Source organism: Vibrio sp. 1167 (assembly GCF_033340375.1).
Classification (GTDB): domain Bacteria; phylum Pseudomonadota; class Gammaproteobacteria; order Enterobacterales; family Vibrionaceae; genus Vibrio; species Vibrio alginolyticus.
Window position 1 is genome coordinate 46,060 of sequence record NZ_JAWOWK010000013.1, and the last position, 15,061, is coordinate 61,120.

16 protein-coding genes are annotated in these 15,061 nt (G+C 43.9%); 10 read left to right on the forward strand and 6 right to left on the reverse strand.

Annotation, left to right across the window (positions count from 1 at the left end; genetic code table 11):
- Window positions 1-113 precede the first annotated feature (113 nt).
- Window positions 114-563 (reverse strand): YkgB family protein, encoded by a 450-nt coding sequence (locus R7Z78_RS20355; protein ID WP_005376100.1) that lies wholly within the window; start codon window positions 561-563, stop codon window positions 114-116.
- Between the two features lie 147 nt (window positions 564-710).
- On the opposite strand from R7Z78_RS20355, the gene R7Z78_RS20360 reads away from it, so the two are divergent.
- The gene (locus R7Z78_RS20360; RefSeq protein ID WP_031781164.1) at window positions 711-1,511 is read left to right on the forward strand and encodes a PhzF family phenazine biosynthesis protein; all 801 of its coding nucleotides are present in this window, start codon (window positions 711-713) and stop codon (window positions 1,509-1,511) included.
- Window positions 1,512-1,651: 140 nt separating this feature from the next.
- Window positions 1,652-2,350 carry an aspartate/glutamate racemase family protein gene (locus tag R7Z78_RS20365; RefSeq protein ID WP_053349909.1) on the forward strand — a complete coding sequence of 233 codons (699 nt, stop codon included), beginning with the start codon at window positions 1,652-1,654 and terminating at the stop codon, window positions 2,348-2,350.
- A 67-nt stretch (window positions 2,351-2,417) separates the two neighbouring features.
- Here the strand turns inward: R7Z78_RS20365 and R7Z78_RS20370 are convergent, their stop codons facing one another.
- Window positions 2,418-4,121: an FAD-dependent oxidoreductase gene (locus tag R7Z78_RS20370; RefSeq protein WP_104976080.1), complete on the reverse strand. Its 1,704-nt coding sequence runs from the start codon at window positions 4,119-4,121 to the stop codon at window positions 2,418-2,420.
- A gap of 151 nt (window positions 4,122-4,272) precedes the next feature.
- Between R7Z78_RS20370 and R7Z78_RS20375 the strand changes: the two genes are divergently transcribed.
- Genes R7Z78_RS20375 through R7Z78_RS20385 form a run of 3 tightly spaced genes read left to right on the forward strand, consistent with a single transcriptional unit; the run spans window position 4,273 to window position 5,437 of the window.
- Window positions 4,273-4,563 carry an ArsR/SmtB family transcription factor gene (locus R7Z78_RS20375; RefSeq protein WP_005376206.1) on the forward strand — a complete coding sequence of 97 codons (291 nt, stop codon included), beginning with the start codon at window positions 4,273-4,275 and terminating at the stop codon, window positions 4,561-4,563.
- Between the two features lie 5 nt (window positions 4,564-4,568).
- The gene (locus R7Z78_RS20380; protein ID WP_372036149.1) at window positions 4,569-4,982 is read left to right on the forward strand and encodes a YeeE/YedE family protein; all 414 of its coding nucleotides are present in this window, start codon (window positions 4,569-4,571) and stop codon (window positions 4,980-4,982) included.
- Window positions 4,983-4,996: 14 nt separating this feature from the next.
- Entirely contained in the window at window positions 4,997-5,437 is a 441-nt protein-coding gene (locus R7Z78_RS20385) for a YeeE/YedE family protein (protein ID WP_017820171.1), read from the forward strand.
- Between the two features lie 36 nt (window positions 5,438-5,473).
- Here R7Z78_RS20385 and R7Z78_RS20390 read toward each other — a convergent pair whose 3' ends face one another.
- Entirely contained in the window at window positions 5,474-6,337 is an 864-nt protein-coding gene (locus R7Z78_RS20390) for an endonuclease/exonuclease/phosphatase family protein (protein ID WP_104976081.1), read from the reverse strand.
- A 309-nt stretch (window positions 6,338-6,646) separates the two neighbouring features.
- Between R7Z78_RS20390 and nrdD the strand changes: the two genes are divergently transcribed.
- Both nrdD and nrdG read left to right on the forward strand, forming a co-directional pair.
- Complete coding sequence (gene nrdD / locus R7Z78_RS20395) at window positions 6,647-8,767, forward strand: anaerobic ribonucleoside-triphosphate reductase (protein WP_005388026.1); 2,121 nt, start codon at window positions 6,647-6,649, stop codon at window positions 8,765-8,767.
- An 84-nt stretch (window positions 8,768-8,851) separates the two neighbouring features.
- The gene (nrdG, locus tag R7Z78_RS20400; protein WP_017634628.1) at window positions 8,852-9,322 is read left to right on the forward strand and encodes an anaerobic ribonucleoside-triphosphate reductase-activating protein; all 471 of its coding nucleotides are present in this window, start codon (window positions 8,852-8,854) and stop codon (window positions 9,320-9,322) included.
- Between the two features lie 84 nt (window positions 9,323-9,406).
- On the opposite strand, the gene R7Z78_RS20405 is transcribed toward nrdG, so the two are convergent.
- Window positions 9,407-10,792, reverse strand: coding sequence for an MATE family efflux transporter (locus R7Z78_RS20405; RefSeq protein ID WP_005388027.1), 1,386 nt, complete (start codon window positions 10,790-10,792; stop codon window positions 9,407-9,409).
- A gap of 120 nt (window positions 10,793-10,912) precedes the next feature.
- Between R7Z78_RS20405 and R7Z78_RS20410 the strand changes: the two genes are divergently transcribed.
- The 3 genes from R7Z78_RS20410 to R7Z78_RS20420 all read left to right on the forward strand — a co-directional run bounded on the left by R7Z78_RS20410 (window position 10,913) and on the right by R7Z78_RS20420 (window position 13,808).
- Window positions 10,913-11,770 carry an AraC family transcriptional regulator gene (locus R7Z78_RS20410; protein ID WP_025767758.1) on the forward strand — a complete coding sequence of 286 codons (858 nt, stop codon included), beginning with the start codon at window positions 10,913-10,915 and terminating at the stop codon, window positions 11,768-11,770.
- Between the two features lie 155 nt (window positions 11,771-11,925).
- Complete coding sequence (locus R7Z78_RS20415) at window positions 11,926-13,113, forward strand: aromatic amino acid transaminase (protein WP_047101084.1); 1,188 nt, start codon at window positions 11,926-11,928, stop codon at window positions 13,111-13,113.
- 11 nt (window positions 13,114-13,124) lie between these two features.
- A complete protein-coding gene (locus R7Z78_RS20420) occupies window positions 13,125-13,808 on the forward strand; it encodes an ATP-dependent zinc protease (protein WP_005388032.1) in 684 nt (227 codons plus the stop codon).
- 129 nt (window positions 13,809-13,937) lie between these two features.
- Here R7Z78_RS20420 and R7Z78_RS20425 read toward each other — a convergent pair whose 3' ends face one another.
- Together R7Z78_RS20425 and R7Z78_RS20430 are read right to left on the reverse strand one after the other, a co-directional pair.
- Entirely contained in the window at window positions 13,938-14,474 is a 537-nt protein-coding gene (locus tag R7Z78_RS20425) for a hypothetical protein (RefSeq protein ID WP_017634623.1), read from the reverse strand.
- 154 nt (window positions 14,475-14,628) lie between these two features.
- Window positions 14,629-15,003, reverse strand: coding sequence for a YgiW/YdeI family stress tolerance OB fold protein (locus R7Z78_RS20430; protein ID WP_005376220.1), 375 nt, complete (start codon window positions 15,001-15,003; stop codon window positions 14,629-14,631).
- Between the last annotated feature and the right edge of the window lie 58 nt (window positions 15,004-15,061).

Genomic DNA, 15,061 nt, shown 5'->3' on the forward strand with positions numbered 1-15,061 from the left:
ACTCTAAATTTAAGAGCCTTTGTTTAGAGTTATTGACAGAACCATTCGACCTGTAAGTCGTTTGCACCTTTCAGGCTACGTTCTGGAAAAACAAGATTTCGAACTATTTAGAGTTATTCTCTGTTTGGCTTGTTTCGTTCGATGACGCTAATCGCAATGGCTAAAAATAGAATATCTTTTACTAAAAAGAAGTTTGTCACCAAAACCCCATCAGACACTTTCCATGTATTCGGTGTCGTAATTAGAAAGCTGAGTGTCGCAAGAAAAATAATTGCGGCGGCTATGCCAGAAAAATAAGCGACTCGTGTGTTTTTAAGGCCAACGATTAATCCAATAGCGACAATGATTTCTGTTGCGCCAATGATGTTTGATACGGCTTGAACTGACATCACATCATACAACCAACTCATCAGAAAATGATTTTCAACGAGCGGTTGTATAAGCTTGGCCTCTGTAGGTGTGAATTTATAAATACCAATCCATATTAGAACTAAAGAAACGCCGAAAACTCCGATAAGATATCCAATTGAGTCACATTGATGATGGCTTTTTACGTTTTGCATAATTAACTACATTCTCCTGTTTGTTAGCGCTTCCAACAAGACCTATAAGGTTGGTAGAAAATTTCATAGGTTTTTTTCGCTCAAACAACAGATATTAAAAATCACGTGATACAGAATTACGTGTTTGATAGAACTTAAGGATATTTCGTGGAAGTTAAAATTTTTCAGGTTGACTCGTTTACATCAGAGGTTTTCAAAGGTAATCCCGCGGGTGTTTGTATCACAGAGTCAAGCCTTGATGAGGAAACGATGTTGGCCATCGCGGCCGAGATGTCGTTATCTGAAACGGCATTTCTGTCACTCAGTACAATGCAACTTCGTTGGTTTACACCGAGGACGGAAGTTGCTTTGTGTGGACACGGCACACTTGCAACGGCGCACGTTCTGAAAGAGCAGGGGTTATATAATACTGGAGATACGATTGAGTTCGTTACGCTATCTGGGGTTTTAACTGCACAACTCGATCATGAAGAAATTCATTTGGTGTTTCCTGCTCCAACTTTAGATATGCGAGCTAGTATTAACAAAGACTTACTTCATGGTTTGGGGCTAGATGCCGCCAATGTAGTCGCCTACGGTCAGTTTGATAATAAGCAGTTGGTCGTCATTAATGATGAATTTGTGCTTGAACAGCTCGACCCTGATTTTGGTGCGCTGCTTAAACAAAAAGGCCGTGGCGTCGTCATCACTGCTCAATCAAGCACTGACGCCGATTTTGTCTCTCGATACTTCGCGCCTTGGGTAGGTGTTAATGAAGACCCAGTTACAGGCTCTGCACATTGCGCTTTATGTGTTTACTGGGCTAAAGAGCTCAACAAAAAGCAACTGAAAGGCTTCCAAGCCTCCAAGAGAAGTGGGGTCGTCCATACAGAGTTGTTAAGCACTGAGCACGTTAAGCTTTCTGGAAATGCAGTAACGATATTGCGAGGATATATGAGAATCGCGTAGCGGTCCTTGTGGGAATGATTTTATTTTCGTGTTACCCAATGCTCAATAGTGAAGACGCTTGAATGCTGCTTATTTAAGTGGCTGATTTTTTTTTGTAAAAACACCCCTGGCACGGTGGTGTATAACGATTGGAGAGTTATATGAAAACTATCGGTCTTCTAGGTGGTATGAGCTGGGAGTCGACGCTTAGTTATTACAAATTGATCAACGAAGGAGTCAAAGAGGCGTTAGGCGGCCTAAATTCCGCAAAAATTTGTATGTATAGCGTGAATTTTTCGGAGATAGAGAAACTTCAACATCAAGGTAAATGGGAAGAAACGGCAAGCATTCTATCTGATGCTGCATCTTTAATAGAAAAAGGGGGCGCTGACTTCATTCTTATTTGTACTAACACAATGCACAAAGTTGCGCCTCAAATTGAAGCCAGTATTAATATCCCCATACTACATATCGCAGACGCGACTGCTGAGTTACTTCGTGAGAAAGGGGTTCAAAAGGTCGGACTCCTTGGTACTCAATTCACAATGGAGCAAGACTTTTATAAAGGAAGGCTTTCCGACCGTTATGGGCTTGATGTCGTCATTCCCGATCAAGACGACCGCTCTAAAGTACATAACATTATTTATAAAGAGTTATGCCAAGGTGAAATCAAAGAGGAGTCAAGGACGATATACTTGCAAATTATTGAAAAACTAAAAGAGCACGGAGCTGAAGCTGTGATTCTCGGGTGTACTGAAATTGCCTTACTTGTAAACCAAAGTCACACCGATGTTACACTACTCGATACCACTTCTATCCATGCTCAAGCAGCAGTCCGTTTGGCAATTGAAGGTGAATGATCTACGCTTTCTTTCCTGCAAAAAAAGAGAAAACCAAGCACGTGGTTTTCTCTTTTTTATTATCAAGTTATAAGCGAGCAAATTTGAGAGTTCTGTATCCACCAATCAAGTTGCGGGCTTTGTAACCATTGTTGACCAGCTGACGGTATGCTACGTTACCGCGTAACCCAACTTGACAGTAAATCACGATCTCTTTGTCTTTAGGAAGTTCGTGCATGCGACGACGTAGTTGATCGACAGGAATATTAATTGCACCTTCAAGATAACCAACGGACTCCAATTCACCAGGATTACGAACATCAAGTAACAGTTGGTCTTCTGTCAGTGAATCCATTTCATCATAATGAATCGCGGTCGCATCGCCTTTGATGATGTTATTTGCCACAAACGCCGCTTGGTTAATTACATCTTTAGCAGAGCCATAAGGTGGCGCGTAAGTGAGCTCGAGGTGTTGCAGTTGCTCTACCGTCATACCAGCACGCTGAGCAACTGCCATTACGTCGATACGTTTATCAACACCGTCTTTACCTACTGCTTGCGCACCTAATATTTTACCTGTTACTGGATCAAACAGCATTTTGAATGACACGGTTTCTGCACCTGGGTAGTAACTCGCGTGACTTGCTGTATGCACATACACTTTTTCATAAGCGATGTTTTCACGTTTCAGCTGTTTCTCGTTTTTACCAGTAGAAGCGACGGCTAAATCAAAAATCTTACAGATCGCCGTGCCTTGCGTACCTTGGTAAGTTTCTTGGCGGCCAAGCATGTTGTCTGCTGCCATTCGGCCTTGACGGTTTGCCGGGCCCGCAAGTGGCACTAGAGTTTGCTCGCCAGTCACAAAGTCTTTCTCTTCTACCGCGTCGCCGACAGCGTAGATCGAAGGATCGCTGGTTTGCATGTATTCATTGGTATAAATACCACCAAGAGCGCCGATTTCTAAGCCAGCTTCTTTCGCTAATTTGGTCTCGGGGCGAACACCAATTGCCATAATCAAAATATCGGTGGTGAGTCTTTCACCGTTGTTTAGTGTTAATTCCAATTCACCTTCTAGATGTTGGTGTTTTTCGCTCTCACCAGAGTCGAAACTTGCCACGTGCTCGTTAGGTACGAATTTCACCGACTCAAGTGCGACGCCAAGTTTAAGGTCGATGCCTTTCTCACGAATTTCAGCATGTGCGAAGCCAGCCATTTCACGGTCAACGGGCGTCATCACTTGATCCGCCATTTCAACTAATGTGGTTTTTATGCCTAGCTGGTGGAAGGCTTCCATCATTTCCAAACCGATAAAACCACCACCAACGACCGTAGCGTGTTCAACTTTGTTGGTTTCGATCGTTTTAATGATGCGATCCATATCTGGAATATTGCGCAGCGAGTGCGTTAACGGGTTATCAATACCCGGAATAGGCGGCACAACTGGACCTGCGCCAGGGCTGAGTAGAAGAAAGTCGTAGCTCTCTTGGTATTCCGAGCCATCAAGCAAATTCTTAACCGTAACCGTTTTGTCTTGACGGTTAATAGAAACCACTTCGTTCATCACACGGACATCAACATTGAAACGCGCTAAAAAGCTCTCAGGCGTTTGAAGAAGCAGTTTGCTGCGCTCTTGGATATCACCACCAATGTGATAGGGTAAGCCACAGTTTGCAAATGACACAAATGGACCGCGTTCAAACATAATGATTTCTGCATCTTCACTTAAACGACGAGCGCGAGCTGCTGCAGATGCACCTCCAGCAACCCCACCAATAATCACGATTTTGCTCATGGATTTCTCCTGCTGAATGATCGAAAACGCCTACACCTTACTTAAATAAATTAGCTGAGTCTAATGTTATTTAATCTACATTAGCATTGACTTAATAATATTAATTAGTAATATCTAATGAAATGTAATGTAGTAATGAAGAGGCATAAGAATGGGCGACAGTATGCTACAAAGTGCGACCGAAGCGAGTGAGCTGCTTAAAATTATGGCTCATCCAGAGCGCCTAATCGTGATGTGTAAGCTGATTGAAGGCGAGAAAGGGGTCGGTGAACTGTTTGAAGGTTCATCATTAAGCCAATCTGCTTTTTCACAACATCTCACCGTATTGAGAAAGCACGACATCATTAAAGCTAGGAAGGTTTCTCAGCAGGTATTTTATTCAATTTCTGATGAAAGAGTTGGTCCGCTGGTTGAAGCGTTTAAGCAAGTTTTCTGTAAGTAATTAGTTTGGCGGTTGCTATGTTTGAAGTTCCTTGGATGTCGCTGTTGGGCGGCATAATAGTTGGCGTATCAGCGATAACACTGATGCTATTTACTGGCAAGACTGCTGGGATCAGTGGGATCTTAAACGGTGCCGTTGAGAGCGCAGACCGCGTTTGGCGAATTGTTTTTTTAATTGCGATGGTATTAGGTGGCTTGTTTGCTGTTTATGTTCTTGGCGGGCATGTACCAGATCAGTACAGCGGTTCTCTTATTTTAGTTATCGTTGCTGGCTTGTTAGTCGGTGTTGGTACGCGTATCGGCAATGGTTGTACTAGTGGCCATGGCATTTGTGGAATAGGGCGTTTCTCAATCCGTTCTGTGGTCGCGACGTGTACTTTTATGGCCACAGCCATGTTAACCGTCTTGCTAGTATCGTGAGGAATAGTGTCGTTATGAAAACTCACGTAATGAAAAGTATTAAGCAAATGTCCGTTGTTGCATTTTCTGGTGTGCTCTTTGGTATTGGTATGGTGGTCTCTGGTATGGCAGATCCGGCAAAAGTGATCGGCTTTCTTGATATTACCGGTTCATGGGACCCAAGCTTAGCCTTCGTTATGGGCGGAGCACTTGTTGTGTTCGTTCCTGCTTATCTTTTATTAATAAAGCCAAGAAGCGAATCTGTGTTTGGTGATGAGGTTGTCTGTCCGACTTCTAAAACGATAGACAAAAAGTTAGTCGGTGGTGCAGCACTGTTTGGTATTGGTTGGGGCTTACTGGGTGTGTGTCCTGGTCCTGCGGTTGCCAGCCTTTTTACTGGCAACACACAAGTTCTGCTCTTTATAGCGGCAATGTTGGTTGGGTCATTCACCGCTAAAAGAGTGGTTCGTCAATAAAGAAAGTACTTCAACGTTAAAAAGAGTACTTAAACGCTAAAAAGTGAGTGTCGTAGAAACCGGGCAATGGTCACTCAGTTTATAGTCGAGTACATCTTGTGTTTTGAAAACGGTTTGAACACCAGACGACGCCTTTAAATCACCACTCGCAATAATGTGGTCTATCACCGAGCGGAATTGGTGGGTTTTATTCGGATTACGATTAGAGCGCACTTTACATTCCGCTTTAGTGTCTTTAGTCACTAGCTTTGCACTAGTATTGTCCGATATCACGTCCCACAACCAATCTCCTTGATAACCCAAGTTGTGGTTAAAGTCGCCAAGCACGACATAATGTTGTTTGTTGTCCTCGCGCGCCTTTATCCACTTAGCTAGTGCCTGTCCTTGTTGTTTCACTATCTTACAATCGCGGTTATTACGATACGCGCCACTGCAACCCGCTTTCAGATGTACAGAGAGTAGGTGAGTCTCGTGTTCTTGGTTTGGATTTAAAACAAGGTAGCTCGCGAAGCGAAGCTTGCTGTTGCCTCGTGTGATAGAGAAGTCTGGCTTGTCTAATACGCTTACGCCATTGCGCACGGCAAAGCCTGTGTATTGGTTGGTGTCGTTAAACTGAAGGTGTCGGTTGGAGGCGTTTGAACGATCGGAAAGATAAATAGTGAAGTCATTGCCAACGGCTTTTTGGATGGCAGCAGCACTTTCGACTTCTTGAAAAGCAAAAATGTCGGCTTGTGTTTTATCCACATAGTGGGTCAGCTTTTCAAAATCTTGTGGTGTTCTCGACACTTTTCCACCATCTATAGATAACCATTCTATGTTCCAACTGGTTAGATTGATGGAGTTTTGAGCAAATGAAAGAGAACTAAAAAGTAATATTAACGTAACAAAAAGTGATCGCATTTTGGCCTGTTGCACTCCTATCTTTTAGCGTATTCCTTTCCATCCTTTATCCTACAAGACCTCCAAAAATAGCAAGTAGATTTAGTACCAATTTTGCAATTTTCATGGTTTTCTTCGCAACTGAGATCAACGCCAATAAGATCGATTTCTTCTTGTTCGCTAGCCAATCTTTATTGATCAAAATCAATGTTTTCGAGTGGTGCTTCTCGTTAAATACGCCACAATATATTGTGTTGCCAAAATAAAAAACAACCCCATATAGTGTGTTTGTGGATAACTCTGTGAGTATGCTCGGGTAAGGAGAACAAAGTGAAACCAATCGTAATCAAACGCGACGGATCAAGAGCTCCGTTCAACAGGGATCGTATCCAAGCAGCAGTTGAAGCAGCAGCGGAAAACAAAGATAAAGATGTCGCTATTTATGCTCTTAATGTGGCTCTTGCTGTCGAGTTACAGTTAAGAGAACACGATGAAGTTCACATCCATGAGATTCAAGACTTAGTCGAAAATGAACTCATGCAAGGTCCTTACAAAGCCCTAGCGCGTTCTTACATTGAATATCGCCACGATCGCGACATCGCTCGTGAGAAGCAAAGTGCACTAACTCGCGAAATCGAAGGTTTGATTGAAGAAAGTAATCTGGATCTAATCAACGAGAACGCGAACAAAGACGGCAAAGTAATTCCGACTCAACGTGACTTGTTGGCTGGTATCGTAGCGAAACACTACGCGAAGACGCACATTCTTCCTCGCGATGTGGTTCAAGCGCACGAAGTGGGTGACATTCACTACCACGATTTAGACTACGCACCGTTCTTCCCAATGTTTAACTGTATGCTTATCGATCTTAAAGGCATGCTGACGCATGGTTTTAAAATGGGTAACGCTGAGATTGATACGCCAAAATCAATTTCGACTGCAACAGCGGTAACAGCGCAAATCATTGCTCAAGTCGCGAGCCACATTTACGGCGGTACAACCATCAACCGTATTGATGAGGTTCTAGAACCGTACGTAATCACAAGCTACGAGAAACACCTAGAGATCGCAAAAGAGTGGAACATTGCTGAGCCAGAAGAGTTCGCAAAAGCACGCACTGAGAAAGAGTGTTACGACGCGTTCCAATCTCTAGAGTACGAGGTAAACACGCTACACACGGCGAACGGTCAAACACCATTCGTTACGTTTGGTTTTGGTCTTGGTACAAGCTGGGCATCACGCCTTATCCAGAAATCGATTCTGAAGAATCGTATTGCAGGTCTAGGCAAGAACCGTAAAACAGCGGTATTCCCTAAACTTGTATTCGGCATCAAAGATGGTTTGAACCACAAATCAGAAGATCCAAACTACGACATCAAGCAACTTGCGCTTGAGTGTGCGTCTAAGCGTATGTACCCAGACATTCTTAACTACGACAAAGTAGTGGAAGTAACCGGTTCATTCAAAACGCCAATGGGTTGCCGTAGCTTCCTTGGTACTTACGAAGAAAACGGTGAGCTGATTCACGAAGGTCGTAACAACCTTGGCGTCGTGAGCTTGAACCTTCCTCGTATCGCTATCCGTGCAAACGGAAGCGAAGAGAAATTCTACGAGCTTCTAAATGACCGCCTACGTCTTGCTCGTAAAGCACTAGAGACACGTATCTCTCGCCTTGAAAACGTGAAAGCACGTGTGGCCCCAATCCTATACATGGAAGGCGCATGTGGTGTTCGCTTGAAAGCAGACGACTCAATCGCAGATATCTTCAAGAACGGTCGTGCGTCTATTTCTCTTGGTTACATCGGTGTACACGAGACAATTAACGCGCTATTCGGTACAGAAGCGCACGTTTATGATGACGCTGTTTTGCGTGAAAAAGCGGTCGCGATCATCAAGCATCTAAAAGATGCTGTGAATCAATGGGCTGACGAAACAGGTTATGGCTTCAGCTTATATGCAACGCCAAGTGAAAACCTATGTAGCCGTTTCTGCCGCATCGATGCGAAAGAGTTCGGCGTAATTGAAGGCGTAACAGACAAAGGTTACTACACCAACAGCTTCCACCTAGATGTTGAGAAGAAGGTGAACCCATACGACAAGATCGACTTTGAGATGCCTTACCCAGAAATCTCAAGCGGCGGCTTTATCTGTTACGGCGAGTTCCCGAACATGCAACGTAACGTTGAAGCACTAGAAAACGTATGGGACTACAGTTACACCCGAGTGCCTTACTACGGTACAAACACGCCAATTGATGAGTGCTACGAGTGTGGCTACAACGGCGAGTTTGACTGTACAAGTAAAGGCTTCACTTGCCCAAGCTGTGGTAACCATGACTCAACTAAAGTATCAGTAACACGTCGAGTTTGTGGCTACCTAGGCAGCCCAGATGCACGCCCGTTTAACTTCGGTAAGCAAGAAGAAGTGAAGCGCCGAGTTAAACACCTGTAAGGTTTACTACCACTCGTTTTAACACTTTGAAAATCAACTTTAAACAGGTTGATTTTCTCTTTCGCGATAACACAGAGACGCATTATGAATTACCACCAATACTATCCAATTGACGTTGTTAACGGACCGGGTACGCGCTGCACGCTGTTTGTGTCGGGTTGTGTGCATCAGTGCCGTGGGTGTTATAACCAGTCGACGCAACGTTTGGATTCTGGTGTACTTTTCACGCAAGAAGCGGAAGACAAAATCATCGCTGACTTAAACGACACGCGTATCAAACGCCGTGGCTTGTCGTTGTCGGGTGGAGATCCGCTTCACCCTGCTAATGTGCCTCATATTTTGAAGATAGTGAAAAGGGTGAGAGAGGAGTGCCCAGGTAAAGACATTTGGGTTTGGACTGGCTACACGCTGACGGAACTGAATAACGCGCAAAGGGAAGTGGTGCAATACATCGATGTTTTGATTGATGGTAAGTTTGAACAAGACAAGAAAGACCTCAATCTCGAATGGCGTGGCAGTTCAAACCAAATCATTCATCGCTTTACGGACATCTAATCAAGCATTCTCCGCACATAAAAAGGGCTCACGCGTGCATAACGGGTGAGCCCTTTTGGTGTGAGTTCGTTAATGTCTTTTTGGTTACGCCGTCACCGATTGGTCATCTTCAACCATATTATTTATCCAACGTTTAGATTGAATACGGTAAGTCGTCAGTACGCCTTTCACTAACTCTTCCGCGAGCAGAGACATCAAGACAAAATGCAAAGGCAGCCCTAACACCATGCCTGTGTAATAAGTAAGGGGGATGCCAATAGCCCACTGACCGAACGTGTCGATGAAAATGCTATAGCGAATATCAGCGCCACTCTTTAGTACGCCGCCAATCCCAACCATGTTAAACACCCTCAAAATCATACCTAGCGCCATGACTAAACATACGTTAAGTGCCATGTCTGCATCGGTTAACGGGCTCAGTACCAATAGGTGATGAATCATGGGCGAGCTCAACCACACTAGGAAAAACAGCAAGGTGGCTAAGATTGCGCTGGTTAACACATACCACCACGCCGTTTTCTCGACTCGGTCATAATGTTTTGCACCAATATCATTCCCAAGAAGAACGGATGCAGCGACCGCAAATCCCATAAAGGTTGAAATCAGTACCCCTTCAATCGGTGATAAGAATGAGATGATCGCCAGTTCTGAAACGCCCAATTGACCATAGATGATGCTGTAAACGATCAATCCACCAGTCCAAAGCGCATCGTGGACCAACATGGGTAAAGAAACCTTAAAGTACTTTTTTCGATACTGTTTTAAGCGGCCTTGTACCCAATCGAACTTAGTCGGAATTAGGTAAGCATATCGTTTGTAGAAAAAATAAATCAAGACGGCGGTTTGGAAAAATCGAGAAACAAAACTACCTACGGCTGCACCAAATACGCCCCATTGAGGGAAACCAAATAAACCAAAAATCAAAACATAATTAAGCGCGACGTTAACGACAATGGCGGAGATACTAACGTTGGTTGCCAGTTTGGTTTGGCCCACGGAGCGCAATACCGCTTCAATCGGTACTACTATCGCCGTAGCAATGAGGCTAAAGCCCGTAACCACAAGATAATCACGTGCATAAGTGACGTATTCAGGATCGTCTGACATAAAAGAGACGATCTCTTCATCAAAAATCGCATAAAGAACGATAAACGGCAGCGTCACCAAAATGGAAATAAACCAAGATTGCGCCAACGTTCTGCGAATTCCGGCTAGGTTTCCTGAGCCGTAGTATTGCGAAGCAAGTACGGTAACTGCACCGCACAGGCCAAAGACAACCGCTAGGTTGAAGAAAAAGATACGATTTCCAACTCCAACTGCTGCCGTTGCAGATTCTCCGAGTAGGCTTACCATGAAAATATCCACGACGCCGAGCAAAGCAAAAAGCATGGACTGAAGTGAAACAGGTAGGCCAATCGTAATCAGCTTTTGCCAAAATGCTTTATCGATGTATTCGCGTGTTAAGAGCATCGCATTTCTCCTTAAAGATTAATGCGAGTAGTTTATCCTCATGATTTGGCGGTGTATTTTTCAAAGGAATCCAAAACCTTTGTAAAACTCTCTACTAACGCACATGTGAGCCAATAAATCATGGAAGATAAACAAGAACGCTACGCGATTTCAGAAAAAACTTATCAAGAGTTTATTGATCACAGTCGAGTATTAGCACTTGAGGAGAGAGGCATTGTGCAGTGCGGCATTGCCACTTGTCGTGACTTCTTCTCTGTTTATCGTAAAAACCAAAAGAAACACATGCTGCTCTATACGGTGCGTGGTAAAGGGTGGCTAGAGAGTGGGACTTATCGATACGATTTGGAACCGGGCTCGTTGATTACAGTACCCGCAGGTGTTGAAAACGGTTTTGGTATAGAAGAAGAACCTTGGCAGATCGCGTGGCTTTTTCTTGCTCCTGATAGAGAGTGGCCGATATTAGAATGCGATGTTCGCTACCAGCTTTCATCTACACCTGAAGTGATGTATGCATGTATCCAAACGTTACTACGCAGCATTAACCTTCCAATCGATTATGGTGGTGCGGTAGGTGAGCATAGTGTGGCTCAGTTAGAGCTGATGTTAAACATGCCGCCCTCAGAGTCGATATCACGCAGCCAATTGAGGCTTCGGCGTGTATTTGACCTTGTCCAACGTCAGCTCCATAAGGATTGGAGCGTTGAGCAGGTGGCGGCTCTATATCCATGTTCGGAGCCTCATTTGCATCGACTGACTCAAAAGCAGTTTGGTCGAAGCCCAATGGCACATTTAACGCGTATGCGCATGGAATATGCTGCTAGGTTACTTCGTTCAACAGAATGGCCAATTCAGCATATTGGAGAAATAGTCGGATATCCGACCAGCGCTAACTTTAGTACACGTTTTAAAGCGTGGTCGACCATGACACCAAGAGAGTTTAGAAAAAACGGTAGAGTGGATTGGTACAACGAGGAGTGAATCGTTCTTTTTCTGAACGATAGAGCGCACAAAACTCACCGCAATCCAGAATTTTGTTCTCTAATTGATGAAATAAGTGAAAAATCATTTCGTCATTTTTTGCGATGGTGTTAACGTGAGGTTCGGTACTTGAATTTCAAAGGGTTATGACTTTCATGTTTTCTAATCTCCCAACTCCCGTATTAGATCCTATTTTATCTCTATCCGTTGCATACCGTAACGATGAACGTCCAAACAAGGTTGACCTTGGCATTGGCGTATACAAAAACAGCGCAGGCGAAACGCCGATTATGAAAGCCATTCAAATGGCGCAGGATGTCGTTGTTGAAACTCAAAAAACCAAGTCTTATGTTGGTCTTGCAGGTTGCGAAGAATTTAATAAAAGCATGATCGATTTGCTACTGACGGGAACGTCTGCAATGGATCGTGTTGCAGCTATTCAAACGCCAGGTGCAAGTGGTGCGCTGCGTATGCTCGGTGATCTAATGAAGATCGCACAGCCAGATACGACGGTTTGGATTTCCAACCCAAGCTACGTAAACCACAAGCCAGTGATGGAAGCAGCAGGCCTTAAAGTTAAGTTCTACCACTATTTCTCTTCGGAAACGAAACAAGTAGACACCGAAAAAATGATGGATGATCTTGCGAAAGCTGGGCCTTCAGATGTGGTACTTCTTCATGGTTGTTGCCACAACCCAACTGGTGCGGATATTGACTTCTCTGCTTGGCAAGCCATTACAGAATTGTCGCAGAAGAACGGTTTCATCCCATTTGTGGACATTGCTTACCAAGGCTTCGGTGATGGCCTAGAAGAAGACGCAAAAGGCCTTCGTTTTATGGCAGATAACGTTGAAGAGATGTTGATTACTACTTCATGTTCGAAGAACTTTGGTCTGTACCGTGAACGAACTGGTGCAGCGATTGTGGTTGGTAAGAACATGCATGATGTAACCAATGCAAAAGGTAAACTCCTCACTCTAGCTCGCTCGACTTACACGATGCCACCCGACCATGGTGCAGCTTTAGTTAAGACCATTCTGCAAGATGACAATCTCACTTCCGTTTGGAAGCAAGAATTGAGTGAAATGCAACATCGTTTGGTTAGCCTTCGTCAAAGTTTGTGTAACGAGTTGAGAAACAACCATAATACAGATCAATTTGATTTCATTGAGGGTCACAAAGGCATGTTTACTGTGCTAGGCTTTAGTGGAAACCAAATGGCGCAACTGCGTGAAGATTATGGCATTTATGGTGTTGGCGATGGTCGAATTAACATTGCCGGACTTACCGAAACTCATATTCCATACGTAGCGGACGCAATTAAGAAAGTATCTCAAGCTTAATTGGAGTGTGGATGAAAAACTGGAAACTGATTCTGCCGCTTATGATGAGCGGCAGTTTAATTGCTTGTACGTCAACTCAAACGACGCAGGAACCTGTTGAGCCAGAGTCGCCAAAGGTCGAAGAGCCCGTTAAAGTCGAGCCAGAAGTGAAACCTGATGTAGATCCAAAGCCAGAGGTGGAGCCCAAACCAGAAGCGAAACCTGAGAAAAAGCCGGAACCAAAGCCTAAGAAGCCAGTCAAGGTCACAAAAACACCCGATGGCATGTTAATTCTTGGTTCTGAAGAATGGGTTTATGTTCCTGAAATTGACCAGACTTTCAAGGCTAGAGTCGATACAGGTGCGACAACATCATCAATTAGTGCGACTGACATTGTTCCGTTTGAGCGTGATGGTAAAGACTGGGTTAAATTTAAGATAGATTTAGGTGACAAAGACACCAAAGAATTTAAAGTACCCGTTGAGCGCTGGGCTAAAGTTAAGCAGTCTTCGTCAGAAGAGGTGGATAAACGAGCGGTGGTAAAAGCCTACATTACCGTTGGGGATCACAAAGAAAAGACAGAGTTTACGTTAGCGGATCGCGGACATATGACGTTTCCAATTTTGCTTGGTCGAAGCTTTTTTAGAGATATCGCCGTTGTAGATGTATCGAAAAAATATGTGCAAGATAAACCTAAAAAAACCGCTAAAAACTGATGTATTACAGCTAGTTTCTGCTACAAGCTAATGATTCGTGATTAACAAAAAATGGCCTCCAAAATTGGAGGCCATTTTTATTGAATCATATGCTTGCTTGTGATGCCCTGGTAGTCATAGTCATGTCCACTAAAATGCAAAACGAGCAGACATTACAATTTGCTGGCCATAGACACCATTATTTTTGAAATCTGCACCAAGCGATAGTTGCTGAGTTGAGTGGAATCGTGCGCCCAGATTGTAAATGGTGTTCGAATCGTCATTATCTATGATTTGGCCGATACGGCCATGTAGCTCAACATTTTGCATAAACCAAATACGAGTGCCAATATTCACTTCCGTGCGCCACTCGTCGCCCACTTTATCACTGCCGTTCTCTTTAATGTTGTGTACCAACATTTGGCCATAAATATCTGCAAATTGGCCTGCTGGCCCATTAAAGCCTATACCACCAGCAATGTCCCAGTCTCCGCTGAATTCACTGTCTGCGCGAGCAATGAAATGGGTATTCTCTGTAAAGTAGGTATTGAACTCGCCACCAAATGTACCAGGGCTAGTGCCCATGCGAAATTCCATCGTGTTGTAGTTGAAATTATTTGCGTGTGCGGAAAGTGGCAAAATAGCACACAAACCAAAGGCTGCAACCTTTAGAGCTTTACCTAGCATGGTGTCTCCGGGCAAGATGATTAAAATGAACAAAAAAATGGTCTGCAAAAAGCAGACCAAGATTGATAAAGCTATCATTTTAAGTGCTTGCCGTCACTATTTAGCTGTAATCGTCACTACATCATGTTGATATGCACAGCAATCGGGGTTTGTTTTACATGACCACGAGTTGTTCGACTTCAATCTCTGGTTTGTTCCCGCCTTCAAATTCGCCAAACAGACGGACTTTAGTCGTGTGATCAATCGGAGTATTTAGCTGAATATCGTCATCGAGTTCGACCATCACTTCACCGGAACCATCGCTAAAGACAAACTTATCCGCGCGAACTTGACGCAATAAGTTACCTTCAACGACCACATCTTTTTCAGTAAACATATTGGAGTCGTTTAGCAAGGCATCCAATTTTTCCACAGTGACAGGACCGTTAAACTGCAAGTTTGATTGGTTTTGAGCGTTATCTTTCGCGAACGCGATAGAAGGAGCAATAGCTAAGGCGGCGATTGTTGCGATAATTGTATTCTTTTTCATGTTACATCCTCATCGGTTTGTTTTGATGGGGTCATTAAAACAGGGCTTGTTTGAACCA